General features: G+C 73.9%; 27 protein-coding genes and 1 pseudogene. 13 read left to right on the top strand and 15 right to left on the bottom strand.

Annotated features, from left to right (window positions below; all coding sequences use genetic code 11):
• The first annotated feature begins 38 nt into the window (after window positions 1-38).
• Window positions 39-521 (top strand): DUF456 domain-containing protein, encoded by a 483-nt coding sequence (locus BJ961_RS10585; RefSeq protein ID WP_271321073.1) that lies wholly within the window; start codon window positions 39-41, stop codon window positions 519-521.
• Here the strand turns inward: BJ961_RS10585 and BJ961_RS10580 are convergent.
• The 6 genes and pseudogenes from BJ961_RS10580 to BJ961_RS10555 all read right to left on the bottom strand — a co-directional run bounded on the left by BJ961_RS10580 (window position 484) and on the right by BJ961_RS10555 (window position 7,539).
• On the bottom strand, window positions 484-1,026 hold the full coding sequence (locus tag BJ961_RS10580) for a methylated-DNA--[protein]-cysteine S-methyltransferase (protein ID WP_271321072.1): 543 nt from the start codon (window positions 1,024-1,026) through the stop codon (window positions 484-486). The genes BJ961_RS10585 and BJ961_RS10580 overlap by 38 nt on opposite strands.
• Window positions 1,023-2,458 (bottom strand): annotated as a pseudogene (locus BJ961_RS10575) (bifunctional transcriptional activator/DNA repair enzyme AdaA). The gene BJ961_RS10580 and the pseudogene BJ961_RS10575 overlap by 4 nt, the downstream one beginning before the upstream one ends.
• Before the next feature lie 128 nt (window positions 2,459-2,586).
• A complete protein-coding gene (gene rsgA / locus BJ961_RS10570; protein ID WP_271417010.1) occupies window positions 2,587-3,711 on the bottom strand; it encodes a ribosome small subunit-dependent GTPase A in 1,125 nt (374 codons plus the stop codon).
• A gap of 289 nt (window positions 3,712-4,000) precedes the next feature.
• Window positions 4,001-4,546 (bottom strand): DUF1697 domain-containing protein, encoded by a 546-nt coding sequence (locus BJ961_RS10565; RefSeq protein ID WP_271321071.1) that lies wholly within the window; start codon window positions 4,544-4,546, stop codon window positions 4,001-4,003.
• Between the two features lie 49 nt (window positions 4,547-4,595).
• Window positions 4,596-6,107 (bottom strand): cellulose-binding domain-containing protein, encoded by a 1,512-nt coding sequence (locus BJ961_RS10560; RefSeq protein ID WP_333782101.1) that lies wholly within the window; start codon window positions 6,105-6,107, stop codon window positions 4,596-4,598.
• Window positions 6,108-6,219: 112 nt separating this feature from the next.
• Window positions 6,220-7,539 carry a radical SAM protein gene (locus BJ961_RS10555; RefSeq protein WP_271321070.1) on the bottom strand — a complete coding sequence of 440 codons (1,320 nt, stop codon included), beginning with the start codon at window positions 7,537-7,539 and terminating at the stop codon, window positions 6,220-6,222.
• A 107-nt stretch (window positions 7,540-7,646) separates the two neighbouring features.
• Here BJ961_RS10555 and BJ961_RS10550 point away from each other — a divergent pair, with 107 nt between their 5' ends.
• Window positions 7,647-8,906 carry an FAD-binding protein gene (locus tag BJ961_RS10550; protein WP_271321069.1) on the top strand — a complete coding sequence of 420 codons (1,260 nt, stop codon included), beginning with the start codon at window positions 7,647-7,649 and terminating at the stop codon, window positions 8,904-8,906.
• A gap of 39 nt (window positions 8,907-8,945) precedes the next feature.
• Window positions 8,946-9,539, top strand: coding sequence for a TetR/AcrR family transcriptional regulator (locus BJ961_RS10545; RefSeq protein ID WP_271321068.1), 594 nt, complete (start codon window positions 8,946-8,948; stop codon window positions 9,537-9,539).
• Here BJ961_RS10545 and BJ961_RS10540 read toward each other — a convergent pair.
• Window positions 9,536-10,288, bottom strand: a complete 753-nt coding sequence (locus BJ961_RS10540; RefSeq protein WP_271321067.1) for an isocitrate lyase/PEP mutase family protein — start codon at window positions 10,286-10,288, stop codon at window positions 9,536-9,538. The genes BJ961_RS10545 and BJ961_RS10540 overlap by 4 nt on opposite strands.
• Entirely contained in the window at window positions 10,285-10,755 is a 471-nt protein-coding gene (locus BJ961_RS10535; RefSeq protein ID WP_271321066.1) for a hypothetical protein, read from the bottom strand. The genes BJ961_RS10540 and BJ961_RS10535 overlap by 4 nt, the downstream gene beginning before the upstream one ends.
• A gap of 115 nt (window positions 10,756-10,870) precedes the next feature.
• Here BJ961_RS10535 and BJ961_RS10530 point away from each other — a divergent pair, with 115 nt between their 5' ends.
• Complete coding sequence (locus BJ961_RS10530) at window positions 10,871-11,410, top strand: hypothetical protein (RefSeq protein ID WP_271321065.1); 540 nt, start codon at window positions 10,871-10,873, stop codon at window positions 11,408-11,410.
• 16 nt (window positions 11,411-11,426) lie between these two features.
• Here the strand turns inward: BJ961_RS10530 and BJ961_RS10525 are convergent, their stop codons facing one another.
• The 3 genes from BJ961_RS10525 to BJ961_RS10515 are packed head-to-tail and all read right to left on the bottom strand — an operon-like array spanning window position 11,427 to window position 14,082.
• Complete coding sequence (locus BJ961_RS10525; RefSeq protein ID WP_271321064.1) at window positions 11,427-12,089, bottom strand: response regulator; 663 nt, start codon at window positions 12,087-12,089, stop codon at window positions 11,427-11,429.
• Window positions 12,086-13,243: a sensor histidine kinase gene (locus tag BJ961_RS10520; protein WP_271321063.1), complete on the bottom strand. Its 1,158-nt coding sequence runs from the start codon at window positions 13,241-13,243 to the stop codon at window positions 12,086-12,088. The genes BJ961_RS10525 and BJ961_RS10520 overlap by 4 nt, the downstream gene beginning before the upstream one ends.
• On the bottom strand, window positions 13,240-14,082 hold the full coding sequence (locus tag BJ961_RS10515) for a CPBP family intramembrane glutamic endopeptidase (RefSeq protein ID WP_271321062.1): 843 nt from the start codon (window positions 14,080-14,082) through the stop codon (window positions 13,240-13,242). Before BJ961_RS10515 ends, BJ961_RS10520 begins: the two co-directional genes overlap by 4 nt.
• A 161-nt stretch (window positions 14,083-14,243) precedes the next feature.
• Between BJ961_RS10515 and mmuM the strand changes: the two genes are divergently transcribed.
• From mmuM to BJ961_RS10485, 6 genes are all read left to right on the top strand, one after another.
• Window positions 14,244-15,161, top strand: a complete 918-nt coding sequence (gene mmuM / locus BJ961_RS10510) for a homocysteine S-methyltransferase (protein WP_271321061.1) — start codon at window positions 14,244-14,246, stop codon at window positions 15,159-15,161.
• A 69-nt stretch (window positions 15,162-15,230) separates the two neighbouring features.
• On the top strand, window positions 15,231-16,184 hold the full coding sequence (locus tag BJ961_RS10505) for a DUF4129 domain-containing protein (protein ID WP_271321060.1): 954 nt from the start codon (window positions 15,231-15,233) through the stop codon (window positions 16,182-16,184).
• A 32-nt stretch (window positions 16,185-16,216) separates the two neighbouring features.
• Window positions 16,217-16,756, top strand: a complete 540-nt coding sequence (locus tag BJ961_RS10500) for a hypothetical protein (protein WP_271321059.1) — start codon at window positions 16,217-16,219, stop codon at window positions 16,754-16,756.
• Complete coding sequence (locus tag BJ961_RS10495; RefSeq protein ID WP_271321058.1) at window positions 16,753-17,751, top strand: AAA family ATPase; 999 nt, start codon at window positions 16,753-16,755, stop codon at window positions 17,749-17,751. Before BJ961_RS10500 ends, BJ961_RS10495 begins: the two co-directional genes overlap by 4 nt.
• Window positions 17,748-19,100 carry a DUF58 domain-containing protein gene (locus tag BJ961_RS10490; RefSeq protein ID WP_271321057.1) on the top strand — a complete coding sequence of 451 codons (1,353 nt, stop codon included), beginning with the start codon at window positions 17,748-17,750 and terminating at the stop codon, window positions 19,098-19,100. The genes BJ961_RS10495 and BJ961_RS10490 overlap by 4 nt, the downstream gene beginning before the upstream one ends.
• A complete protein-coding gene (locus tag BJ961_RS10485) occupies window positions 19,097-19,666 on the top strand; it encodes a hypothetical protein (protein ID WP_271321056.1) in 570 nt (189 codons plus the stop codon). Before BJ961_RS10490 ends, BJ961_RS10485 begins: the two co-directional genes overlap by 4 nt.
• Before the next feature lie 1,036 nt (window positions 19,667-20,702).
• On the opposite strand, the gene BJ961_RS10480 is transcribed toward BJ961_RS10485, so the two are convergent.
• Window positions 20,703-21,110, bottom strand: coding sequence for an ATP-binding protein (locus tag BJ961_RS10480; protein ID WP_381156938.1), 408 nt, complete (start codon window positions 21,108-21,110; stop codon window positions 20,703-20,705).
• Window positions 21,111-21,222: 112 nt separating this feature from the next.
• Here BJ961_RS10480 and BJ961_RS10475 point away from each other — a divergent pair, with 112 nt between their 5' ends.
• Together BJ961_RS10475 and BJ961_RS10470 are read left to right on the top strand one after the other, a co-directional pair.
• Window positions 21,223-22,041: a helix-turn-helix domain-containing protein gene (locus tag BJ961_RS10475; RefSeq protein WP_271321054.1), complete on the top strand. Its 819-nt coding sequence runs from the start codon at window positions 21,223-21,225 to the stop codon at window positions 22,039-22,041.
• On the top strand, window positions 22,038-22,211 hold the full coding sequence (locus BJ961_RS10470; protein WP_271321053.1) for a DUF397 domain-containing protein: 174 nt from the start codon (window positions 22,038-22,040) through the stop codon (window positions 22,209-22,211). Before BJ961_RS10475 ends, BJ961_RS10470 begins: the two co-directional genes overlap by 4 nt.
• On the opposite strand, the gene BJ961_RS10465 is transcribed toward BJ961_RS10470, so the two are convergent.
• Entirely contained in the window at window positions 22,165-23,673 is a 1,509-nt protein-coding gene (locus BJ961_RS10465; RefSeq protein ID WP_271321052.1) for a carboxylesterase/lipase family protein, read from the bottom strand. The two genes, BJ961_RS10470 and BJ961_RS10465, sit on opposite strands and share 47 nt — an antisense overlap.
• A gap of 150 nt (window positions 23,674-23,823) precedes the next feature.
• On the opposite strand from BJ961_RS10465, the gene BJ961_RS10460 reads away from it, so the two are divergent.
• Window positions 23,824-24,138 (top strand): STAS domain-containing protein, encoded by a 315-nt coding sequence (locus BJ961_RS10460; protein ID WP_271321051.1) that lies wholly within the window; start codon window positions 23,824-23,826, stop codon window positions 24,136-24,138.
• 20 nt (window positions 24,139-24,158) lie between these two features.
• Here the strand turns inward: BJ961_RS10460 and BJ961_RS10455 are convergent, their stop codons facing one another.
• Together BJ961_RS10455 and BJ961_RS10450 are read right to left on the bottom strand one after the other, a co-directional pair.
• Entirely contained in the window at window positions 24,159-24,809 is a 651-nt protein-coding gene (locus BJ961_RS10455) for a hypothetical protein (protein WP_271321050.1), read from the bottom strand.
• 60 nt (window positions 24,810-24,869) lie between these two features.
• On the bottom strand, window positions 24,870-25,199 hold the full coding sequence (locus BJ961_RS10450) for a hypothetical protein (protein WP_271321049.1): 330 nt from the start codon (window positions 25,197-25,199) through the stop codon (window positions 24,870-24,872).
• Between the last annotated feature and the right edge of the window lie 28 nt (window positions 25,200-25,227).

Here is a 25,227-nt window from a genome sequence, read left to right as displayed (position 1 = left end):
CTTCTGCGGACCGCGCCGGACTCCGGCACCCTGGACAGATGGGAGCGTGGGACCTCCTGCTGGCCGGCCTGGTCATCCTGCTCGGGCTGTGCGGCGTCCTGCTCCCCGGCGTGCCCGGGTCGTGGCTGGTGTGGGCCGGGGTGCTGTGGTGGGCGCTGAAGGATCCGCGTCCGCTCGCGTGGGCGGTGTTCGTGGGCGCCACCGTCGTGCTGCTGCTGTCCCGGGCGGTGCGCTGGGCGCTGCCGACCCGCAGGAGACGCCGGGACGAGGCGATGCGTCGGCTGACGGCGTACGGGGGCGCGGGCGCCGTCCTCGGCTTCGTGCTGCTCCCCGTGCTCGGCGCGGTCCCCGGCTTCCTGGGCGGCATCTACCTCGCCGAGCGGCTGCGGCTCGGGCGGCACGGCGAGGCGATGGCGTCGCTGCGGACGGCGATGCGCACGGGTGGCGCCGACACCCTCGCGGAACTGTTCGCGTGCCTGCTGATCACCGGGGCGTGGGCCGGCGCGGTGCTGGCGGGGTGAGCGGGGCGCCCTCCAGGGACAGCAGCCGCGTCTTGCGGTCCAGGCCGCCCGCGTACCCGGTCAGCGAACCGTCCGCGCCGATCACGCGGTGGCAGGGGCGCAGGATCAGCAGCGGGTTGGCGCCGATCGCGCCGCCGACGGCGCGGACCGCCGGCCGGGAGGCCCCGATGCGCGCGGCGATCTCGCCGTACGTCGTCGTCGACCCGTAGGGCACGTCGTCCAGGGCGGCCCACACGCGCTCGCGGAAGGCGGTGCCCTCGGCCCGCAGCGGCAGCCGGAAGGCGGTCAGCTCCCCGGCGAAGTAGGCGGTGAGCTGCTCCTGGGCCGCCCGGAACGGCCCGGCGTCGTGCCGCCAGCCGTCCTGGACGTTCCGGCCGCCCTTCTGCCCGGGCACGGACAGGGAGGTGATCGCCCCGTCCGGGCCCGCGGTCAGCAGCAGCCGCCCGACGGGACTGTCGATCTCGTGCCAGTGGACGGAGGCCGTCGTGGTCGTCGTGGTCGTCATCGGTCGTTCTCCCACTCTCCTGCTGCGCGCAGGTGGTTCAGTGCGTACGAGCGCCAGGGGCGCCAGGTGTCGGGCAGGGCGGCGCCGGGCGGGGCGACGTCGGGGTCGCCGAGGGCGCGGGTGCGGACGGCGGCGGCGGTACGGGCGTCCACGCCGGGCACGGCGAGCAGGGCGCGCTCAGCGTCGTCCCGGTCGGCGCCCGGGTCCAGGCGTACGGCGCCGTCGGCGAGGGCGGCGGCGAGCGCGCCCGCGGGGCCGTCGGGCTCGGCCTGCGCGAGGGCGGCCGGTTCGGGGAAGAGGTGGGTCAGGGAGCCGCAGGGGGCGTCGAGCGCCTTGCCGTACCGCTGGACGAGCCGCTCGGCCTCCGTCCGCCCCACCAGGGCCCGCACCGCCAGTTCCTCGGGGTCGGCGGTGCCCGGTGAGCGCAGCCCGGGGCGGGCGGCGACCAGCGGGGCGAGCCGGGGATCGGTGCCGAGCCGCTCGTCGACGGCGTAGGGGTCGGCGTCGAGGTCGAACAGGCGCCGCAGCCGTTGCACGGCGGTGGTCAGGTCGCGGAGGTCGGTGAGGTGGAGGCGGGCCTCGAGCCAGCCGCCGCTGCCCGGGTCCGGGCGGCCCGGCCGTTCCTGGACGGCCACGATCCCGGTGCCGTGCGGCAGGCGCAGGGTGCGCCGGTAGACGCGGTGGCCGGGTGCGCCGCTCACCTCCTCGACCCCGGCGACGGCCTCCCGCTGGAGCAGGTCGAAGACGGGGCCGGGCTGGTAGGGGCCCCGGTGGGCGAGGCGCAGCGGGACGCCGGCCGAGGGGTGGCCGCGCGCCGGGCGGCCCGGTCGCGTGCCGGGGCCGTGGCGCGCAGCTCGCTCGGGGTGGCCGCGTACACGGCCCGGATCGTGTCGTTGAACTGGCGCACGCTGGCGAACCCGGACGCGAAGGCGATCTCGGTGACCGGCAGGCCGGTGGTCTGGAGCAGGACGCGCGCGGTGTGGGCCCGCTGGGCGCGGGCGAGGGCCACGGGTCCGGCGCCCACTTCGGCGGTGAGCTGCCGCTGCACCTGGCGGGCGCTGTAGCCGAGCCGGCCGGCGAGTCCGGTGACGCCCTCGCGGTCGACGACGCCGTCGCCGATCAGCCGCATGGCCCGGCCGACGACGTCGGCGCGGACGTTCCAGTCCGCGGAGCCCGGCACGGCGTCGGGACGGCACCGCCGGCAGGCCCGGAAGCCGGAGCCCTGCGCGGCGGCGGCCGTCGCGAAGAACCGCACGTTGTGCCGCTTCGGGGTGACCGCGGGGCAGCTGGGCCGGCAGTAGATGCCGGTCGTCTCGACGGCGAAGAAGAACGCGCCGTCGAACCGGGCGTCCCGGCTCCGCACGGCCTCGTACCTGCCGTCCTCGCGCGTGCTCGCGTACGCCGCGGTCGCCGCCGCCTCCGCGGCCCGCACCGTCTCCGCCGTCTCCGCCGTCTCCGCCGTCTCCGCTGTCCGTGTCACGCTGTCCAGTCTCCGCCAGACCGGAGGGCCGGGCTGGCGGGAATCGGACATCGCGTTGGACACGGCTGCCGGCTGTCGGGCTACCGCGGGCCGCCCCTCTTGGCCTCCATCGCGGCCTTGCCGATGGCGCCCCGGCGCTTCCACTCCTTGCGGATCTCGGCCCGCATCCGGGCGTCGGTCTTGGCGACGATGCGCTGGTTCTCCCGCATCAGCTTGCGGTAGCTGTCCAGCCGCCGCTCGGGCAGCGCACCGCTGTCGATGGCGGCGAGGACGGCGCAGCCGGGCTCGCTCTCGTGGGCGCAGTCGTGGAACCGGCATCCCTCGGCCAGCTCCTCGATCTCGGCGAACACCTGACCGACCCCGCTGCTCGCGTCCCACAGCCCGACGCCCCGCAGCCCCGGGGTGTCGATCAGCACTCCCCCGCCGGGCAGGGCGAGGAGGTTGCGGGTGGTGGTGGTGTGCCGGCCCTTGCCGTCCACGTCGCGGGTCGCCTGTACGTCCATGGCGTCCTCGCCGAGCAGTGCGTTGGCGAGCGTGGACTTCCCGGCGCCGGACTGCCCGAGCAGCACGGCCGTACCGCCGCCGACGACGGCGTTCAGGACGTCGAGCCCTTCCCTCCGCTCGGCGCTGACGGACAGCACCGGCACGCCGGGGGCGGCGGTCTCCACGTCCTGGACGAGGTACGCCAGGGTCACCGGCTCGGGAACGAGGTCGGCCTTGGTGAGGACGACCACGGGCTGCGCCCCGGACTCCCAGGCGAGCGCCAGGAAGCGTTCGATCCGGGCGAGGTCCAGTTCGACGGCCAGCGACACGGCGACGATCGCGTGGTCGACGTTGGCCGCCAGGATCTGCCCCTCCGACCGCTTGGAGGAGGTGGAGCGGACGAAGGCGGTACGGCGCGGCAGGTACGTGCGTACGTAGCGCGGGGTGCCGCCCTCGGGGTCGACGGCGACCCAGTCGCCGGTGCAGACGACGCGCAGCGGGTCGTGGGGGGTGACGAACGCGGTGTCGGCCCGCAGTACGCCGTCCGCGGTGACGACGTCGCACTGCCCGCGGTCGACCCGGACGACCCGGCCGGGCAGGCAGCCCTGCTCGGCGTACGGGGCGAACTCCGACTCCCACTGCGCGTCCCAGCCGTACGGGGCGAGCGGATGCGAGACACCGCAGAAGGCGGAAGAAGAGGCGGAGAGGGACGAGGAGGACAGGGAGGACGGGGAGGAGGAAGACGGGAGGTTCAAGGGAGACCCTTCACAGGGCGGCCCCGGCGTCCGCGTGCCGTACGCGGGAAGTGAGGTGGGTGTCAGCCGGTGGCCACGGAGGTGGACGTGACGAACTTCCGGATGCGGGCAGCGCCCGTCTCAGCGACAGTCATCGGTCGACACCTCCCGGGTCTCACACAGCGAAGGGCGGTGGCGCGGTGGCCACCGGAACGCGGCAACTCTAGCCACCCCCTCCTGGACGCGCCAGCCATTTACCTCGGTCGCGCCCAGCCGTTCAGGACGCGCCCTTCTTCGCGGCGGCGAGGATGTCGACGACGGTGTGGAAGAAGCGGGTCGTCGCGTCGCCACCGAGGTGGCGTTCCTGGAATCCCTTGGCGGCGGGCGCCCTGCCCTTGATCAGGTGCCACACCACGAAGGCCTCGTACCCGGTGGTCCCGATGATCTCCATGTCCTTCTTGGGGGAGAGCAGCGGCAGTTCCAGCGCCGGATCGATCGGCTCGGTGGTGAACACCACGCAGCAGCGCGTGCTGTCGGTGACGTCGACGTCCTTGAAGGGGTCGAGCGCGACCAGTTCCTCCATCTCGGGGACGGTGCGCAGGCAGACCGCGACCTCGTACCCGAGGGCCTCCCGCAGGTGGGTGCCGATGGTCCGGCTCAGCACCGACCGGTCCTCCTCGGGGGTCTCGAAGAAGACGTTGCCGCTCTGGATGTGGCTGCGGACCGCGTCGAAGCCCATGTCCCGGAACAGGCCGCGCAGGCGGTCCATCCTCACCGAGCGTCCGGGGACGTTCAGGCCGCGCAGGAATGCGAGATACAACAAGGGACCAGCCATCCTCTTCGCGGGGGATCGTGACGTCCGGGGAGCCAGGCTACGCGCACTCCCGGCCGTTCAGGGCGAAGTCGTACGGCGGTGCGTTCCTGCCGCTCCAGGAGGCGACGAAGCCGAAGGTGAGGGTGCCGTGCGCGGGCACGGTCCGGTTGTACGCGGCGGCGGTGGCGGTGATGCGGGAGCCGCTGCGGGTGTGGCTCGCGTCCCACATCTGGCCGATGCGCTGGCCGTCCGGGAAGGTCCAGGCCAACTGCCAGGAGTCGAGGGCCTCGTCGGTGGTGACGGTGACGGCGGCCTGGAATCCGTCGGGCCACTGGTTGACGAGGTCGTAGCGGACGCGGCAGGAGGCGGGAGCGGGGCCCGGGGCGAGGGGCTCCCCGGTGGGCGCGGTCGGTGTGGCGGTGCCCTGGGGTTCCGGGTCGGGGTCCTCGCGCGGCGGGGTCCTGTCCAGCGCGGGCCCGGTGACACCGATGGAGGGGGCGGCCCGGCGGGCGTCGACCGGCCCGCCGGGCCGGCCGTCGTCGGCGGTGCGGGCTCCGGGACGGCGATCGCCCGGCCGTCCACGGTGTCGGTGGCGGGCGGTGCGGCGTCGCCTTCGGTGGTGCCGAAGGGCATCAGGGAGACGGTGAGCGCGAGCAGGGAGACGAGGACGGCGGTGGCGAGCAGGCTCCCGCGTACGAGGCGGCCCCGACGGGTGCCGTCCGAGCCGTCGGGGGTGCCGTCCCCGCGGGCGTCGTCGGCCGGGCGCCCCGCCCCGAGCCGTGCCTCGGCGGCGCCGCGGCGGCGTTCCAGGTAGGCGCGGCCGCCCCAGCCGATCACGCCGTCGGCGAGGGCCGCGGGCGGTCCGGCACCGTCCGGGCGCAGGCAGGCGGCGGCCTCGGCGCAGTTGGGGCAGGCGGCCAGGTGGTGGGAGAGGTCGTCGGGGGTGTCGGCGGCGGGCGACCTGGTGACGGCGTCCAGCAGTCGGGCGTAGCCGCGGCACTCCGTGGCCGAGGGGGCGTCGAGGTGCCCCCGCCGGCAGCGGTCCCGGAACAGTTCGCGCACCTGGGCGAGTTCGTCGGACGCGGTGGCCGGGTCGAGCCCGAGGCGGCGGGCCACCACGGGCAGCGGCAGGGCCTCCACGTCGGCGAGCCACAGCAGTTCCGCGTCCGGTGTCTGCATGTCCCGCAGCCCGCGCAGCGCGAGCGGGCGGCGCGGCGGCGGTCCGGCGTGGCGAGCGGCCCGCTCGGAGCGCAGCCACAGCCGCAGGCCGGCGTCGAGGTCGTGGCCCTGCCCGGCGTTCTCCCAGGCCGCCGCGGTGGTGCGTACGGCGGTCAGGAGCAGCGCGATGCGGGGCAGCCGGGAGGCGCGGCGGGCGACGGTGCCGACCGCGTCGGCGGCGCGGACCTCGCGCATGCCGTGGGCGAACGCCTCGGTGGCCAGCCGGACGGCCGCCTCGGACCCGGCCGCGCACAGGTCGGCGTAGGAGAGCACCGTGTCCCAGCTCTCGGCGTGCAGGGCGGCCTCGGCGGCGTCCTGGGGGCTCGGCAGGTCGGGCATCGGACTCCTGCATCCACTGCGTCCAGAGGTGAGGCCAACTCACCGCACGGGTGACGCAGTTGGGTGGGGCCTCACGGCAGGCGCAGAGCTTCGCACGTCCTCGGCACGACTGACAAGCGCCGGGCTCACACCTCCACGGGCGCGTCCTCGGGCAGGCTGTCCATGAAGGAGCTGACCGAGAAGACGGCGTTGCCGGCGCCGGGCGGGCCGTAGCCGGGGGGCGAGGAGAGGCCGAAGTCGTCCATGGTCTGGCGGTAGGCCTGGAGCAGCCGGATGTGGTACTCCAGCGGTGCGCCGTCGGGGTTGGTCTTGCCGAGCGGGGTGGTGGGCTCGGGGCACCAGGTGGTGAAGCGGGGCGTGATGCCGTGCGACATGAAGAAGCGCAGGCCCTCGGTGGTGGACGCGATGGCCTCGTCGACGGTCTTGAAGCCGAAGGGCTCGGCCATCTCCACTCCCGCGACGAAGTTGGGGATGACGTTGCGGGCGCCGAAGACCTCCGTCGAGTCCAGGATGCGCTTGTGCCACTCGTCGCGGCCGACGTAGCGCTCCTTGCCGGGGCAGTACATCTTGAACAGGTACTCGTCCCACACCTCGAAGTTGGGGTGGTAGATCTGCACGCCGTAGTCCTTGAAGCGCTGGACGTCGGGCTTGGGCAGGGCCTGGGCGACGACCTTGCCGATCCAGCGGCCGGGGAAGTGCTCCTCGATGGCCTTCGCGTACCGCCCGTAGAAGTCGGCCTCGTCCAGGCCCTGGACCTTCGACGTGATCGCGCCGCCGGTGAGCGTGTACGCGGTGGAGATCTTGGCGGTGTCGTACTTGTCGATGATCTCCAGCGCCTCGAGGACCTCGTCGACGTCCTTCACGCCCGTGTACGGCCGCCCGGCCGCCTTGTGCTGGCGCCAGTTGTGGTTGATGTCGCAGTACTGGCACTCCTCCTTGGCGCCGAAGTACTGGCAGACGCGGAACGCGGTGAGGTAGATCAGGTAGCCCCACTGGATGGTCGGGGCCACCTCCATGACGGACTTCCCGTTGGAGAGCTTGTGCCGGTAGTACTCCGGCATCGGCGGCACGCCGACGTCGGAGATGCGCCTGCCGTCGAGGTAGAGGCCGAGCCGGCCCTCCTCGTCGGCGGCGACGCGGTAGGGGGAGGCCGGGTTCACGCGGACCGAGACGACGGTGCGGCGCAGGTCGTAGGGGCCGCCGGTGAGGATGATCTCCTCGGGCGGGCGGCGCAGGGCGGCCTCGCCCAGCTCGGGCAGGGTGCCGTGGTCGAAGGAGAAGATGAAGTACGACTTCGGCTTGACCTCGCCGTCCTCGTTGTCGCTCAGCGCGGAGGGGTCGAAGGCGACACCGCCCCGCAGCAGGTCCTCCTTGAAGACTGCCTCGCGCGGTACGTTCGGGAACCGCTCCATCAGATCCTCGACCAGCGCGGTACGGCTGTCCATCCCGTGTCTCCTCCCAGCTCCGGCGTTCGACTTCTCACGGTATGCCCCCGCCGGAGCGGCTTCCCGCCCGGGGCCCCCTCCAGGCGTGCCGGGTAGGTTTCCGCACCATGAGCGACATCACGGTGACCAACTGGGCGGGCAACATCACGTACACGGCCAAGGAGCTGCTGCGGCCGCGGTCCCTGGACGCCCTGCGGGCCCTGGTGGCGGACGGCGGCCGGGTGCGGGTGCTGGGCAGCGGGCACTCGTTCAACGAGATCGCCGAGCCGGGTCCGGAGGGCGTCCTGCTGTCGCTGGCGGACCTGCCGTCCGAGGTGGACGTGGACACGGGCGCCCGTACGGTGCGGGTCGGCGGCGGCGTGCGGTACGCGGAGCTGGCCCGGCTGGTGCACGCGCGGGGGCTGGCGCTGGCGAACATGGCGTCGCTGCCGCACATCTCGGTCGCCGGTTCGGTGGCGACCGGCACGCACGGCTCCGGGGTGGGCAACGGTTCGCTGGCGTCGGTGGTGCGCGAGGTGGAGCTGGTAACCGCCGACGGTTCGACGGTGACCGTCGCGCGGGGCGAGGAGCGGTTCGGCGGCGCGGTGACCTCGCTGGGCGCGCTGGGCGTGGTGACCGCGCTCACCCTCGACCTGGAGCCGGCCTACGAGGTGGAGCAGCACGTCTTCACCGAGCTGCCGCTGGCCGGCCTGGACACGGCGACGTTCGACGCGGTGATGGGGGCGGCGTACAGCGTCAGCCTGTTCACCGACTGGCGGGCGCCGGGCTTCCGGCAGGTGTGGCTGAAGCGTCGCACCGACCGGCCGCTGCCGGACTTCCCGTACGCGCAAGGGGCCACCGGGAAGATGCATCCGGTGCCGGGCATGCCCGCGGTGAACTGCACGGAGCAGTTCGGCGTGCCGGGGCCCTGGCACGAGCGGCTGCCGCACTTCCGCGCCGAGTTCACGCCCAGCAGCGGTGCCGAACTCCAGTCGGAGTACCTGATGCCGCGGGAGCACGCCCTGGCCGCCCTGCACGCGGTGGACGCGATACGCGACGTGCTCGCGCCGGTGCTGCAGACCTGCGAGATCCGCACGGTCGCCGCCGACGCGCAGTGGCTGAGCCCCTCCTACGGCCGGGACACCGTGGCCGCGCACTTCACGTGGGTCGAGGACACGGCGGCGGTGCTGCCGGTGGTGGGGCGGCTGGAGGAGGCGCTCGCCCCGTTCGCGGCCCGCCCGCACTGGGGCAAGGTGTTCACGACCCCGGCGGACGAGCTGCGCGCCCTCTACCCGCGGCTGGCCGACTTCCGGGCGCTGGCCGGGGCGCTGGACCCGGCGGGGAAGTTCACCAACGCGTTCGTGCGCGGGGTGCTCGCGCTGGCCTAGCATGAAACCTAGGAGCCCTAGGAAGCCGGAAGGTGGCCCATGCCCCGAGTGGGTCTCACCACGGACCGCGTCGTCGCGGCCGCCGCCGATCTCGCCGACGAGGCCGGGTTCGAGGCCGTCACGGTCTCCGCGCTCGCCCGGCACTTCGGGGTGCGGGACGCCAGTCTGTACACGCACGTCCGCGGCCTCCAGGACCTGCGCGTGCGGGTGGCGCTGCTGGCCGGCGGCGAGCTGATCGACGAGATCGCGCAGGCGGTGGCCGGCCGGGCCGGGAAGGAGGCGCTGGTCGCGTTCGCGGGCGCCTACCGCGCGTACGCCCTGCGCCACCCCGGCCGCTACGCCGCGACCCAGATCCGTGTCGACGAGTCCCTCGTGGCGACCGTGGCCGACTCCCCCGCCATGCGCCGCACCGCCGAGATCACCCACGGCATGCTCCGCGCCTACGGCCTGGGCGAACCCGACCTCACCGACGCGGTGCGCCTGCTGCGCAGCACCTTCCACGGCTACTGCGCCCTGGAGGCGGGCGGCGGTTTCGGCGCCCCGCGCGACGTCCGGGCGTCCTGGGACAAGGCGGTCGACGCCCTGCACGTGGCGTTGGAGAACTGGCCCCGGGAGGAGAGGGCGGCGGGCTAGCCTGCCGGGTCGCGCACCTCGTCGTACGTGGGTGTCGGGCCGTCCGGGGCCCGGCCCGCGCGGATGCCGGTCGCCGCGTCGAGGGCGGCGCCCAGGGCCCGCCGGTAGAGCAGCGAGCCGAGGCTGACGCGGCGCACGCCGAGGTCGGCGAGGTGCGCGAGGGTGGGTCCCGCGGGCGTGTACAGGATGTTGAGAGGCACGTCGAAGCGGGCGGCGAGGGACGCGATGCGGGCGGGGTCGGTGAGTCCGGGGACGAAGAGGCCGTCGGCGCCGGCCTCGCGGTAGGCCTCCAGGCGCCGGGTCGTCTCCGCGGCGTCGCGGTCGCCCGACCAGTACGTGTCCGTGCGGGCGTTGACGAACAGACCGGGGGCGGCCGACCGGACGGCGGCGATCTTCGCGGCGTGCCGGTCCGCCAGCCCCCCGCCGTCCTCCAGGTTGATCCCGACGGCTCCGGCCGCCGCCAGCTCCCGCGCGAACTCGCCCACGGCGTCGGGGTCGTCGCTGAAGCCGTCCTCCGCGTCGACGGACAGCGGGAACGCTTCCGCGCCCAGGACGCGCGCCAGCCGCAGTGTTTCGCCGCGGGTCGCCGACGCCCCGTCGGGCAGCCCGTGCGCCGCCGCGACGCCCAGGCTGGTCGTGCCGACCGCCGCGAAACCCCGTCCGGCGAGGGCGAGGGCGGAGGCGTGGTCCCAGGCGCACGGCAGGAGCAGGGGGTCGCCTTCCCGGTGGAGTGCGGCGAAGGCGGTCACGACAGGTCCCCGATCGCGTCGGCGTAGTACTCGGATTCCGTGAGGTGCGCGGCGAGTTCGCGGAAGCTCCAGCCCTCGCCGGGCGAGTGGTCGAGCTGTTCGTCGGTGAGCGCTTCGAGACGGTTGGCCCAGATCCGGGCGAGCCGGGTGAGGCGGCTGCGGGCCTCGTCGAGGTCCTCGGGCGTGAACGGTGCGCGGTCCGCGTCCGTGGTGGTCGTGGAGGCGTGCCAGTGGTCGGGCTGCGTCTCTTCTCCCGCCAGCCGGGCCTCCAGCTCCGCGAGATGGTCGATCAGGTGGTCGGCGACGCGTCGGATCGCCTTGTGCGGGGTGTAGAGGCGGTCGCCGGCGTGTGCGGGCCGCCCGTCCCAGCGGGTCCAGGTGGCGGCGAGGGCCAGGACGTGGTCGACCGTGCCGGTGACGGCCTCGGCGGGCGTGCGGGTGGCGGCGGCGGTGGATGTGTCGCTCATGTCCCGCACGCTAGGCGCCGGTTGCTTCGGCGCCGGCCGAACTGTTCCCGGCGAACGCGGGTACCCGGTCTTCACCGCACGTCCACGCCTTCCCCCCTGGGACATGAGAGGTGACATGGCAAGCGCAGAGAGAAGCGACGACCGTCCGCGGCTGCGGTGGCAGGACAGCCTGTGGGGCATCGGGGTGATCGCCGCCCTCGTCGTGGGCGTCGGGGTCCGACTGGTCCTGGGCGGCGTGTCGGCGTGGCCGTCGGCCGTGCTGGGCACGGTGCCGCTCGCCGTCTGGATGGTGTGGTGGGTGCGCCGTCGGCGCGTGCGCGACGCCCGAGCGGTCGGTACGGAGCCGGACGACGTACCCGCCATGGAGCGGCGGATCCTCAAGGGCGGACCGGCGCCCCGGGACCCCGGGGAGCGGCGGGCGATGGCGGCGCTGGTCGACTCCCGTCAGCGAAAGCTGCGGCGCAACCGCTGGTGGGCGTTCCCCATGCTGGCCCTGATCTTCTTCGGCACGTCCGCCCTGTGGTTCTCGTCCGGCTCGGTCGGCGCCGGAAGCCTGATGCTCGGCCTGGCGGTCGTGTTCATGGGCTGGCTGACCTGGTACCACCTCCGCTTCGACCGGCGTCTGTCGCGGATGCGCGACCGGTTGCGGAGTTGAGCGGCCGTACGTCGCGTCAGGTCACCAGCCCGTGGCGGTAGGCGAAGACGACGGCCTGGACGCGGTCGCGGAGGTTGAGCTTGGTGAGGATGCGGGACACGAACGTCTTCACGGTCTCGGGGCTGATCACGAGGGACGCGGCGATCTCGCTGTTGGACAGGCCGTCCGCGATGAGGCGCAGCACCTCCATCTCACGGGGCGTCAGCGGGATGTCCCGGGCGGCGCCGGCTTCGGCGGGCCGGATGCGGGCCGCGTACCGGCCCACCAGGCGCCGGGTCACGTCGGGGTCGAGGAGTGCCGCGCCCATGGCGACGGTCCGGATGCCGTGCAGCAGCCGGTCGGGCGGCGCGTCCTTGAGCAGGAACCCGCTGGCGCCCGCGCGGAGCGCCTCGTAGACGTACTCGTCGAGGTTGAACGTCGTCACGACGAGCACCTTGACGGGGTGCTCCACCCCGGCGCCGGCCAGCAGGCGGGTCGCTTCGAGGCCGTCGAGGACCGGCATGCGGATGTCCATCACCACGACGTCCGGGCGCAGTTCACGGGCGAGGTCGACTCCCGCCTGCCCGTCTCCGCACTCGCCGACCACCTCCAGGTCGGGCTGGGCGTCGATGATCGTCGCCAGCCCGGTGCGGATCAGCACCTGGTCGTCGCAGATCACGACCCGGACCGGCGTGCTCATGCCGTGCTCCCCCCGGGTATCCGGGCGCGGACGACGAAGCCGCCGCCGTCCGCGCGGTCCGCGCTGAACTCCCCGCCCAGCACGTCGACCCGTTCGCGCAGGCCGGCCAGGCCCCGCCCGCTCCCGCCGGGTGACGCGGCCCCCGTGCCCGAGCCGTCCGTGCCCACTTCCACCGTGATCTCCCTTTCGCCGTGGCGCACCAGGACCGAGGTCTTGCCGCCGTGGTCGTACTTGAGGGCGTTGGTCAGGGCCTCCTGCACGACGCGGTAGGCCACGAGGTCGGCGCTCCCGGTCGAGGCCGCCGGTGTGCCGTCCTCGGTGAACTCCACCGGCTGCCCGGCCCGGCGTGTCTGCTCGACCAGGGTGAGCACCCGGCCGACCGGTGGCGTCCTGGGCTCGGCGGTGCCGTGGTCCGGGTTGAGCAGTTCGAGCAGGTGCCGCAGGTCGGTGATGGCCCGGCGGCCGGTGTCGCTGACGGCGGCCAGTGTGTCGTCGAGCCGCTCGGGTGCGGCGGTCAGGTACCTGGCGGCCTCGGACTGCACGACCATCGCCGTCACGTGATGGGTCACGACGTCGTGCAACTCGCGGGCGATGCGGGAGCGTTCGGCGGTGCGGGCGTCCTCGGCGGCCCGGCTGCGGCGTTCGGCCTCCGCGGCGCGCGCGGAGCGCATCCACGCGCCGATGCCCCAGGCGAGGGCCAGCACCAGGTAGAACGAGACGAACTCGATCACCGATTCGCCGGGCCCGCGCCGGTACAGCTCGACCGACACCCCCACGAACGCCACGGTGGCGGCGGCCAGGGTGGCGCGGCGGTACTTCTCCAGGTACGACCCCGCGCTGATCAGCGCGATGGGCAGTGCGGTGCCCGCGAACAGGTGGTAGCCGCGGATCTGGTCGACGGCGAAGCCGAACGAGACGAGGGCGACGCAGACGAGCGGCCACCGCCGGCGCACCGCCAGCGGGACGGTCTGGAGGACGGCCGCGACCCCGGCGAGGGCGTCGGCGGGGCGGGTCGGCAGGCCCCCGACCTCCGTGCCGTTGCCGCGGAGCGCCGGCAGCAGCGACGCGACCAGGAGCAGCAGCCCGAACGGGAGGTCCCGGACCGTGACGTCGAGTCGGCGCCACAGGTCCAGGAGCCGTCGGCGATCGATCACCGGGGAAGTGTAGCGGTGGAGTTGGCGGCCGCGGCACGCCGCCGCGAGCCGAACGGCACGATGTGCCCGCGCCGGTGCGCCAGCCACAGGAACACGAGGGTCAGCAGGACCCCGAAGCCCACCGAGTACACGCTGCCCTCCGGCCCGAAGTCGCCGCCGGTGAGCAGCTCCGGACCCGACATCGTGGCGTCCAGCAGGCCCTTGTTGTCGCCGTTGCCGGAGACCACGGTGCTGAAGACGCCGGCCGCGGCGAAGTTCCAGCCGAAGTGCACGCCGATCGCCAGCCACAGGCTGCGGGTGGCGGCGTACGCGGCGGCGAGCATGAATCCGGCCTCGACGGCGATGGCGAGGGCGCCCCACAGGGTGGCGTCCTCGTTGAGCAGGTGCATGAGGCCGAACACGATGCCGGTCAGGCCCAGGGCGAGGTACGTGCCGAGGTGCTCCTCGATGATCCGGAACAGGACCCCGCGGAACAGGACCTCCTCCGTCGCGGCGGCCCCGGCCATGAAGCCGACCAGCCCGATCGCGCCCGGCACCGAGCCCAGTCCCTCGACCTCGTAGTGCCCGGAGGTGAAGAGGTTCACGATGACGGCCGAGAACAGCCCGACCCCGATCAGCACCCCCCACCCGGTCTTGGCGACGGCGTCCTCGCGGGCCACGTCCAGGGCCTGGCGGCGTTCGGTGCGCCGCACCACCCACGCGTACACGAACACCACCAGCGCGGCCGCCGTGAGACCGACGACCAGGGTGAGCCAGTCGTTGTCCTGCACCGCCTGGATGGCCATGCCGCCGATGGCGTAGGCCACCAGCACGGCCAGGAACTGCCACACGAACCTCACGGGGGGACTCCTTCGTCGGGCCCGTGACCGAGTGCCGCGGGCTGTACCGGACGCTACGGATCCGGCGGCCGGAGATCGTCACCTCACGGTGGACACCTGCCTGTAGCTCGCACGGGGGACAAGGCACCCGAGCGCGGGTCGGCGGGCCGTAGCCTCATGCCATGACCAGCGCCTTCGCCGCCGCCCTCGCGGGCTCCCCCGCCTCCGGCCCGCTCGTCCTCGACGGCGGGATGTCGAACCAGTTGGAGGCGGCCGGGCACGACCTGGGCGACGCGCTGTGGTCGGCCCGGCTGCTGGCCGAGGACCCCGAGGCGATCACGAGGGCCCATCTCGCCTACTTCGAGGCGGGCGCCGACGTGGCGATCACCTCCAGCTACCAGGCCACCTTCGAGGGCTTCGCCCGGCGCGGCATCGGACCCGGACGAGCCGCGGAACTGCTCGCGCTCAGCGTCGAGTCGGCGCGTGAGGCCGCCCGCCGGGCAGGCCCGGACCGCCCCCGCTGGGTGGCGGCGTCGGCGGGCCCGTACGGGGCGATGCTCGCGGACGGCTCCGAGTACCGGGGACGGTACGGCCTCGGCGTGCGCGAACTGGAGCGCTTCCACCGCCCCCGCCTGGAAATCCTGGCCGCCGCGGGCCCCGACGTCCTCGCCCTGGAGACGGTGCCGGACACCGACGAGGCGGCGGCCCTGCTGAGGGCGGTGCGCGGACTGGGCGTGCCCGCCTGGCTGTCGTACACCGTCGCGGGCGACCGCACGCGGGCCGGCCAGCCGCTGGAGGAGGCGTTCGCGTTGGCCGCCGACGCGGAGGAGGTGATCGCGGTGGGCGTCAACTGCTGTGCCCCCCAGGACGTGTCCGGCGCGGTCGAGACCGCCGCCCGCGTCACCGGCAAGCCGGTCGTCGCCTACCCCAACAGCGGGGAGAGCTGGGACGCCGACGCCCGTGCCTGGCGCGGACGTTCGTCCTTGACCACCGAGCGGGTACGGGACTGGCGGGAGCAGGGGGCCCGGCTGATCGGCGGCTGCTGCCGGGTGGGGCCGGACACGATCACGTCGATCGCGCGGGCACTGGCCCTGGGATGAGCGGCCCCGCCTGTGCCAAGATGGCGCTGAACAGGCGTTCGGGGGGCGAGGGGTTCAGCGGGGGACGGCATGGAAGACGGGGAGCGGACGCGACACCGGGCGGCGCCGGGGGCGGTGATCGCCGTCTCGGTGGTCGGGGCGCTGGCCGTCGCCGCGCTCGCGCTGCGGCCCGCGGAGGGCCTGCTGCATTCCGGCATGGGGCCGATCGGCCACTGGGGCTTCGTGGTGATCGGGACGTCCGTCGCCTGGATGCTCGGGGCCGTCTCGGCCGTCAACCACTTCCGTCCCCGTTTCGGTGCCGACCGCTTCTCGCTGCCACCGCGCGAGGAGCGGCTGCGGGAGATCGCCGCGCCACTGCTGCTCGCCGGGGTGGGCGTCATCGGCGTCCTGGCCATGGTGCTGCACCGGTTCTCCACGGGCGGCAACACGTCCGGCCCGCCCCTGCCCGCCGCGACCGCGCCCGCCCCCACACCGACCCGCACCCTTGTCCCGCCGCCGGTGCACCACGGGAACTCGGACGGCCCTTCCTCGCTGCCGCTGTACCTCGTGCTCGCCGCGCTGGCCGCGATCGTCGTCGCGCTGATCGTGGTGGCCGTCGTACGGCGACTGCGACGGTTCGGACTGCGGGTGCCGCAACGCCCCGGCCCGGCGGGTCCCGCGGCACAGGACGAGGACGCGCGGCTGCTGCTGTCCGCCGTGCACTCGGGCCGCCGCGCCCTGGAAGACACCGGTGACGACGCCCGCGCGGCCGTCATCGCCTGCTACGCCGCCATGGAGGACGCCCTCGTCGCGTCCGGCGTGCCCCGCCACGCCTCCGACAGCCCCGCCGACCTGCTCACCCGCACCGCCGACGCCGGTCTCGCCCCGGGTCGGGCCGCGCCCCGGCTCACGGCGCTGTTCCGCGAGGCCCGTTACTCCTCGCACCCGATGGACACCGCCCACCGGGACGCCGCCGCCGACGCCCTGGAGGAGATCGCGGCACTGCTCGCAGACCACAACCAGGACCAGGAGGCCGGGCGGTGAACCGACCTGCGGGAGGACCCCGGGGACAGGACATGCTCACCCTGCGCGGGCTCGCGCTGCTCGGCGGCGCGGTCGCCGGCTCCGGCGTGCTGCTCGTCCTGCTCTTCGACGGTCCCACCGCGGCCGGTGCCCTCGTCGCCCTGCTCGTCGCGGCGGCCCTGCTCGTCGCCCGGTACGTCACCGGGGCGGGCGCCCTCGACGCCGGGCACCGGGACGAGGTGCGGCTGCTGAGGACCCGGCTGCCCGGCATGGGCGAGTGGCGCCGCAACGTGAGCACGTCCACCGGATCCGACGGCGCCCTCTACTACCGCGCGGTGCTCCGGCCCGAGCTGCGCCACCTGTATGCCGCCGCGCTCGCCGAACACCACCAGGTGTCCCTGGAGCACCAGCCGGAGCGGGCCGCCGAGCTGATCGGCCCCGAGCTGTGGCCGTGGCTGGGTCCGGTGCCACCGGGCACCGGACCCGACGGCGAGGTCCCGGTCGACGTGCTGCGCCGCCTCGTCGACCGGCTCGAAGTACTCGGCGCACCCCGCACCCGTAGCCCCCGTACCGCTAAGGACCAAGCGACGTGACGACTCCTTCCACGCCCCGGCCGCGTACCGCCGAGCAGGTCGGTGAGCAGGCCGGTGCCGTACTGCGCGAGATCGGCCGCGCCGTCGTCGGCAAGCCGGACGCGCTCGAACTCGTGATGCTGGGCGTGCTGGCCCGCGGCCACGTCCTCGTCGAGGACCTGCCCGGACTCGGCAAGACACTCCTCGCCCGGTCGTTCGCCACCACGCTCGGACTGGACTTCCGCCGCATCCAGTTCACGCCCGACCTGCTGCCGTCGGACGTCACCGGAACACCCCTGTACGACCAGCGCACCGGCGAGATGGTGTTCCACCCCGGGCCGATCTTCACGCACCTCCTGCTCGCCGACGAGATCAACCGGACCCCGCCCAAGACGCAGGCCGCGCTGCTGGAGGCGATGGCCGAGTCACAGGTGACCGTGGACGGCGAGACCCGGCCGCTCGCCGACCCGTTCCTGGTCGTGGCGACCGCCAACCCGGTGGAGTACGAGGGCACGTACTCCCTGCCCGAGGCCCAGCTCGACCGGTTCCAACTGCGCGTGAGGATGGGATACCTGACGGCCTCGGAGGAACTGGCGATGTTGCGGGCCCGGGTCGACCGGGCCGCACCCGAGACCGTCCTCGAAAGGCTCGCGGGGCCGGAGGACGTCGTGGCGTGGCGGGCCGTCGTGGAACGCGTGGAGATCGACGACGACCTGCTGGAGTACGCCGTCGCGCTCGTCGGCGCGACCCGCGAGCACCCCCAGATCAGCATCGGCGCCTCCCCGCGCGGCGGACTCGCCCTCGTCCAGCTCGCCCGCGCCCGCGCCGTACTGGACGGCCGCGACTACGTCGTCCCGGAGGACATCAAGAGCCTCGCGGTGCCCGCCCTGGCCCACCGGGTGTCGCTCCGGCCGGAGTTGTGGGTGCGGGAGACATCCACGGACGACGTACTGCGCGAGATAGTCGCCGGCGTCGGTACGCCGACCACACGCCGCACGGCCGCAGTGCCCTCGTGACCGCACCCGAGCCCGCACCCGACCCCCGGCCGAACGCGGTGGTGGTCCGCGCCCTGGAAGGCCGCACCTCCCCGTCGCAGCCGCCGCCCCCACCCCCGGACGGCCCACGCCCCAGTGAGCGCACGCTGCGCCTGCTGACCGTCGCCGCCGTGGCACTGTCCGCCGCGCTGCTCACCGGCCGGGCATGGCTGCTCGCGCTCGCGGCGGCGCCCCTGGTACTGCTCGCCCTCGCCCTGCCCCGCGCCCACGCCCGCCGCGTCGAAACGTCGACGACCGTCGAACCGAGGCGCTGCTTCGAGGGCGACACGGTCACCGTACGCATCTCGGTGGCCCACGACGGTGACGCCGTCCGCCTCGACCCCGGTCTCACGCTCGGCCCCGGCCTGCGCCTGGACGAGGTCGTCGTCGGCCCGTCCCCGGTGACGCTGCGCCACACGGCACTGAGCTGGGGACGCTGGTCGCTGGGCCCGGTCGACCTCGACGTCTACGACACCGGGGGCACCGTGCGACGCACCGTCCGCGTGGAGGCCGCCGAGGTGTCGGTGTTCCCGCGGGCCACCCAGGCGAGGTTCACGCCGATCCCGGCCCGGCTGCCGCAGCGGCTCGGCGAGCACGCCTCACCGCAGTCCGGGGAGGGCGTCGAGGTCATCGGCGTGGGCCCGTGGGTGCCCGGGGAGCGGCAGCGCCGCATCCACTGGCCGTCGACGACCCGGCGCGGGTCCGTCCAACTGCACCGGTTCGCGGCCGAACGGGCCGCCGACACGGTGATGCTGCTCGACGCGTTCGGGGACGTCCTCGACCCGGTGACCGGGCTGTCGTCCCTGGACGAGACGGTACGGGCCGCCGCCGGGCTCACCCGCGCCTACCTGCGCACCCACGACCGGGTGGGCGTCGTCTCCACCGGCGGCACCACACGCTGGCTGGCACCGGGCACCGGGGACGCGGCGTTCTACCGCATCGTCGAAAGCGTCCTCGACGTCCGCAAGGACCGCAGCTTCGGCGGCCCCGGGCTGGAACGGGTCCCACCGCCCGCACTGCCCGAGGGCGCCCTCGTGTACGTGTTCACCCCGCTGAGCGACGCACGCATCCTTCAAGTGCTGCGGGACCTCCAGGCACGGGGGCGCCGCCCCGTCGTGGTGGAGATCCCGAGCGGCGATCCCCAGGTCGAACCCGGGGACACAGCAGGAGAGTTGGGACTGCGCCTGTGGCGGGCGGAACGCGACGCGATGCGCTTCGCGCTGCGGGACAGCGGGGTGCCGGTACTCCGGCACGTCGTGGGCGAGTCACTTGACCTGGCCCTGGCCCCGCTGCTGTCGGGGCGGATCGGCGGAAGGGGGCGTCCGGGATGACGGTGCCGGACACGCGGGTCGGCCTGCGGGAGTACCTCGGCTACTGGATCGGCACCGTGCCGGTGCGGGTGCTCGCCGTGGCCGCCGTGGTGATGGCCTGGCGGCCGTGGACGACGGTGGACACGGCGGGCGGGGCGGTCCCACTCGTCTGCGCGGTCGCCTTCGCCGCGTGGGCGGCACCCTCACTGGACCTGCGTCCCTCACTGGAGTCGACCCGGTGGTTCCACCGGCTGCCGCGCCACCGTACGACGGTGCTGGCGGCGGGCGTCGTGGTGATCGCGGCGTCCGGCGACCCGGCCTGGTGGGAGGGCGCCTGCGTGGTGGGGCTGCTGGTGGCCTACCTGGTGACGAGCGAGACGTGGCCCTGGCGATGGGGTCGCGGCACCGCACGCGCCTGGACCGAGGCGGTCGCGGCCTGCGCGGGAGCCGGCGTGGTGGCGGCCGCGGCGGAGGTCCCGGTGACCGGTGCCGGGTCCGGACTGGGCCGGGTGATCGCCGCGGGCGTGGTGGTCGGCGTGGCGGTGGGAGCGGTGCTGACGGGCGCTCGGTGGCGGGGCGGCAGGTAGCTGGGCAGGGGCCTCCGGGAGCTTCGGGGCGTAGGAGGAGTGACCGTGGGGCCACTCGCTTCCTTGCCAGTGTCGTGCCTCCACGACCCGAGTAAAGGGCGCTCCGCGTCGGCTCCGCCGATGGCCCTGCGGGCCACCCTTGACTCGGCTCGCTCCAGCACGAGGGAGAAGCGAGCGAGCGGCCCGGGAAAACGGGTGGCCGACGCACACCGGTCCCTCAGGCCAGCCACCCAGTCCCCGGCACGAGGAACGCACCAGCACCTCACATGCACGCCACGCCGCGTCAGCGTCCAACGGCCAGTGGGGCAACCGGCCAAGAACGAACAGCCATGGACACGCGGTCGTGTGCAGCCGACCCGGGCGGGCGGCTGCGGTCGGGCGGGCGGCCGTGGGCAGCCCACCGCGGGCGGGCGGGTGCGGTCGGGCGGGCGGGTGGGCGGGCGGCCGCGGGCGGTTACGTCCTGGGGAGCACGAGAACCCTCGCCCCCTCCGGGACCCCTCCCAAAAACCGAGGACAAAATCGCGATTTTGTCCTCGGTTTCCGACAAGCCCCCGCCCCCCGCCGCCATCAATCCCCCGACCAACTGTCACCACGCCCACCACACACCCGGCGGCACCCATCACCCACCACACATCCGGCGGCACCCATCACCCGCCGGGCTGCACCCACCGCCCAACACGCACCACCCACCAAGGCGGCAGACGCCAAACCCACCACGCACCACCCACTCAACGGCGCCCACCACCCACCGGGCGGCAGACGCTAAGCCCACCCGGCGTGCTGGCGAGACGCGAACGCGCCCCTCACGCCGGACGACCGGCAAACCGGCGGCAGGGACCGACGTACCCGGGACACCCACCCTCCCCCGGCCGCCCGCACGCTTCTCACCCGTGCTGGAGCGAGCCGAGTCAAGGGTGGGCCGCAGGCCCATCGCCGAAGGCGACGCGCAGCGACAGCGGAGCGCCCTTGACGCGGATCGCGGAAGCACGACACTGACCAAGAAGCGGGCGGCCCCACAGCCACTCTTCCAACTCCCTATGCATCACCCACCTCACACCACACGACCTTGCCGGGCCCCCTCTCCCCCACGCCCCACTTGTTCGCCAGTTCCGACACCAGCAACAGCCCGCGCCCGCCCTCGGCCGACCCGCCGGGGTCGTCCAGGGGCACGGCCGGCACCCCGCCCCCACTGTCGTGGACCTCGACACGTACGCCGTCCCCGCACGGCAGCAGCCGCAGCCGAAATCCCCGGCCGGGCGGCACGCCGTGCACCAACGCGTTGGTGGCCAGTTCGCTCACGCACAGCACCACGTCGTCGGCGCGCCCGCGCACACCCCAGTCGGCGAGCACCTCCCGTGCGAAGGCCCGCGCGGCGGGGACGGACCGGCGTTCACGGCGGTAGAAGCGCTCACGTGCGGACGAGGGTGGAGTTTCGTTGTTCACAGTACGAGAGTTACGCTCCGTGGCCATCATGAAACAGTGCGCATGGCAGTACGGCAGGTGTGTACGGGTGCGCGATGGTGAACGTACGGGCACGGGTGGGGAGTTGGACCTCATGGGTACGACGGCACGGAGAAACGCCTCCGCGATGAAGATGGTGGGCGCGCTACTCGCCCTCTACCGACAGGCGGCGGGGCACACCCAGCGGTCCCTGGGCGAGCGTTTCGTCATCGGCGAGCAGCAGATCGCCTCGATCGAACAGGGCCGACGCCCGCTGAAGCCGGATCTCGCCGAGCAGCTCGACGAACTCCTGGAGACCAAGGGTGCGTTGTCGACCGCGTTGAGCAGGATGCCGGAGGTGGACCTGGTTCCGTTGTGGGCGGAGGAGTTCCTGGACAGGGAGCGGGAGGCCATCGCCATCTCTGTCTACGACAACCTGGCCGTGCCCGGCCAGCTCCAGACAGAGGGGTACGCGCGAGCGGTCTTCCGCAGCCGCGTTCCCGTCTACGAGGAGGACGAGATTGCACTGCGGGTGGCGGCCCGCATGGGCCGCCAGGAGATTCTGCATCGCAAGGTGCCGCCCACCACGAGCTTCGTGATCTGGGAGGCTGCCCTGCGCGATCGACTGGGCGGAAGGGAGGTCTACGCAGAACAGATCCAGAAGCTGCGCGAGCACGCGGAAATGCCGGGGATCACGCTCCAAGTACTGCCGCTCGGACGCACCTCGCATGCCGGACTCGACGGGGCGTTCGTCCTGATGGAAACGCCCGAGTACCAGCGGCTCGCCTACATGGAGACACAGCGTGGCAGCCACCTGATCGCCGACCCCGAAGGGGTGGGGATCCTGACCCAGAAGTATGCGATGCTGCGGACGCAGGCCCTCAACACCGAGGAAACCAGGTCCCTGTTGGACCGTCTTCTGGGAGAAGCATGAGCGACACGGCACTCGAGTGGTTCAAGTCGACCTACAGCGGCAGCGAAGGCGGCCAGTGCGTCGAGGTCGCCCACGAACCCACCGCCATCCACATCCGGGACTCCAAAGCCCCGCAGGGACACGTCACCGTCGGACCAGACGCCTGGGCCGCGTTCCTCGGGGACCGGTGACGTCGGCCTTCCACAGGTCGTACTCGGCGTCGAGCGGACCGTAGGCCGTACGCGGGTCGCCGTCGCCGAAGACTCGCACGGGGTGGGTGGCGTCCCAGGACTCCCAGCCGGGGTCTCCGGACTCGGCGAAACGCACCCACGCCCCGTGCATCGCGTCGGCCAGGGCCTGCGGCGCGCCCTCTCCCGCGAGCCTGCGCGCGTCGGGGCCGTCGCCGGAGTCGAAGACGAAGCCCAGCTCCAGGGCGTGGCAGGCGCCAAGGCCGGGGAGGTTGGACGGCCAGGCGAAGTCGTAGACGTACGTGGGCGCGGGCCGTGCGTCGGCCACGCGGTGCATCGGGACGCGGAGCAGGTGGTCGGTGACCAGCTGGCCCACGGTCTCGGCGGCCCCCGCGTCGGGGCGCAGCGCGCGGTAGCCGCGGATCACCTCGTTGCCGCAGTGGCAGCGGGCGCGGGCGCCCGAGAGGGCCACCGTGCCGAGTCGGTCGACGCGTTCGAGGAGGCCGCCGGGGACGAGCCAGAGCCGGTACTCGTCGCGGGTCCAGCCCATCATGAGGTCGACGCCCGGTGCCGCGTCGCCGTCGACGAGTGCTTGCAGCGGGTCGCGGGGCAGCACGTCGCCGTCGACGACGATGCCGAATCCGGGTCCGCCGAGTACGGGGCTGCTGAATCGCCCCACCTCGGCCTGGGCCCGTAGCAGCTGGGCGCGGTCGGCGGCGGCGAATGCCTCGGCGGTGGCGGGGATCTTCAGGCGGGTGGCGATGCGGCGGACCATGCGCCGTACCTTGTCGCGGTCGGTGGCTTCGGGTGCGCCGCTCTGGAGGACGGCCCGCCGGAACAGGCCCTGGGCCTGAGGTGCGGCGAGGAGCGCGCCGGTGCTGATGGCGCCCGCGGACTGGCCTGCGACGGTGACCCGGTCGGGGTCGCCGCCGAAGGTTTCGATGGAGTCCCGCACCCACTGGAGGGCGGCGATCTGGTCGCGCAGGCCGGCGTTCGCGGGGGCGTCCGGGAACAGGCCGTAGCCTTCGACACCCAGACGGTAGTTGATCGACACGCATACGACGCCGTCGCGGGCGAAGGTGTGGCCGTCGTAGACCGGCACGGCGGAGGATCCCCTGGTCAGGGCGCCGCCGTGCAGCCAGACGAGGACGGGCAGGTGGGCGCGGGGGCTCGGTTGCGGGGTCCAGACGTTGAGGTTGAGGCAGTCGTCGCCGGGGATCGTCGGGTCGGAGAGGTATCGGGCGAAGGCCTCGGAGTACGGGGGTTTCGGCGCGGTGGGGCCGAAGGAGCCCGCGTCTCGGACGCCGTCCCAGGGCTCGGGGGGTACGGGTGGGCAAAAGCGGCGGGGTCCGAAGGGGGGTGCCGCGTACGGGATGCCCCGGAACACGGCGACTCCGTGCTCGTACCTGCCGCGTACGGCGCCGTGCACCGTACTGACCACGGGGTTCGTCTGGCCTGACCGCATGCGCCCACCAGCCCTTCGCCGCACTGTCGTACCGCACAGGTCACAGCGCCACGGCACGCGGATCTATTCCGGGCCGCCCCTGTCGTCACGGCTGAGGGACAATGGAGACCACGCACGCCACGCGCGCGCCGGGCCATCGAGGAGGCTGTCGTGACGGACGCACCGGTAAGGATCGCCGAGGCCGACGAGGACCGCGCCGTGCTGGCCTTCTCGGGGGACCTGGACGCCCCCGCGCTGCGTGTGCTGGAGGAGTCGCTTCTCGACCCGCGGCTGCGGAGGCCGAAGGCGTGGATCCTGGACATGAGCGGCCTGGACCACATCGATCTGGCGTGCGCGTACGCGCTGCTGCGGACGGTGACCGGTACGCCGGAGCCGGTCGCTCTCACCGTGCGGGGTGCCCGCCCGGCTGTTCACCGGACCCTGCGGCAGGCGGGGCTGGACACGGTGGCGGCCTTCACGGCGTAGCGCACCGGTCGCGGATCGGGTCAGCCGCCCACGTCCACGTGGTTGTCGGGGGCCCCGTCGCCGTACGGGGGCAGGTCGCCGCGCTCGACGGGTGCGGGAGGGGCGGGGTCGACGGAGGGCAGGAGGCGGTCGGTCTCGGCGGCGTCGGGGCGGTGGGCGGCGAGGGCGGCCGCGTTGAGGACGTCGCGGGGTACGGCGTCCGTCTCGGCCGAGACGCGGACGACGTGCCCCTTCTCGGGCAGGGCGTACTCGTGGCGTCCGGCCCCGGTGCGGTACCAGGCGACGCCGTCTCGCTCGCAGGTGGTGTGCTCGCCGGGCATGTCGCCGACGGGCTGCTCGGGGCAGGTGCCGGCGGTGATCGTGCCGCGGTCGACGGCGAGGCGCAGTTGGGCGTTGGTCTCGCCGTCGACCCAGGTGGCGGAGAAGCCTTCGTCTCCGAGGACACCGACGGACTGCTGGGCCAGGGTGAACCCGGGTGCTTCGGTGATGTAGACCAGTTCGGGGGCGATGCCCATCGCCTGGGCGCGGGTCCGCAGTTCGGCCCCGTCGGCCGCGGGGGCGGCGGTCGAGGGGGGAGGTGCCGGGCGGCCCGCGTCCGCCTTCTCGGAGCCGCAGGCGGTGAGCAGCAGCGGGGCCAGCAGCACCGGCAGAACGCGCGCGTGACGAATCATGCGGCCATCCTGCCGTACAGGTGTTCCACGGGTGTGTTCCGCGGGCGGTTCCGGTCGGGCTCAGGGGCGGTGGGCGGCGGCGTCCTTCGTCAGCTTGACGGCCTGGCGCAGGCTGAGGCCGGGGGCCGCTTCGCGCAGGGTCTTGACCGCGCGGACGGAGTCGACGGGGCCCTCGTGGCCGGCCGCGGTGAGGCGTTCGTGGACCCAGCGGGCGAGGAGTTGCGCGTCGGGGGCCGCGGCGGCCTGCTCGACCAGGGCGGCGGCGCGCTCCAGTCCGGGCCGTTCCTCGGGCGTCGCCTCGGCGAGGGCCTGACGGATGCGGTGCGCGACGATGTCCGCGTCGCGCAGGAGAAGGACGTTGAGGTCCGGTGGGGCGAGTCGTCCGATCATGGGGCCATGGTCGGCTCGGTGCCGGTTT

Source organism: Streptomyces lienomycini (assembly GCF_027947595.1).
GTDB lineage: Bacteria > Actinomycetota > Actinomycetes > Streptomycetales > Streptomycetaceae > Streptomyces > Streptomyces lienomycini.
The sequence above is the reverse complement of the archived record's forward strand: the minus strand, read 5'-3'. Positions and strand labels throughout refer to the sequence as shown.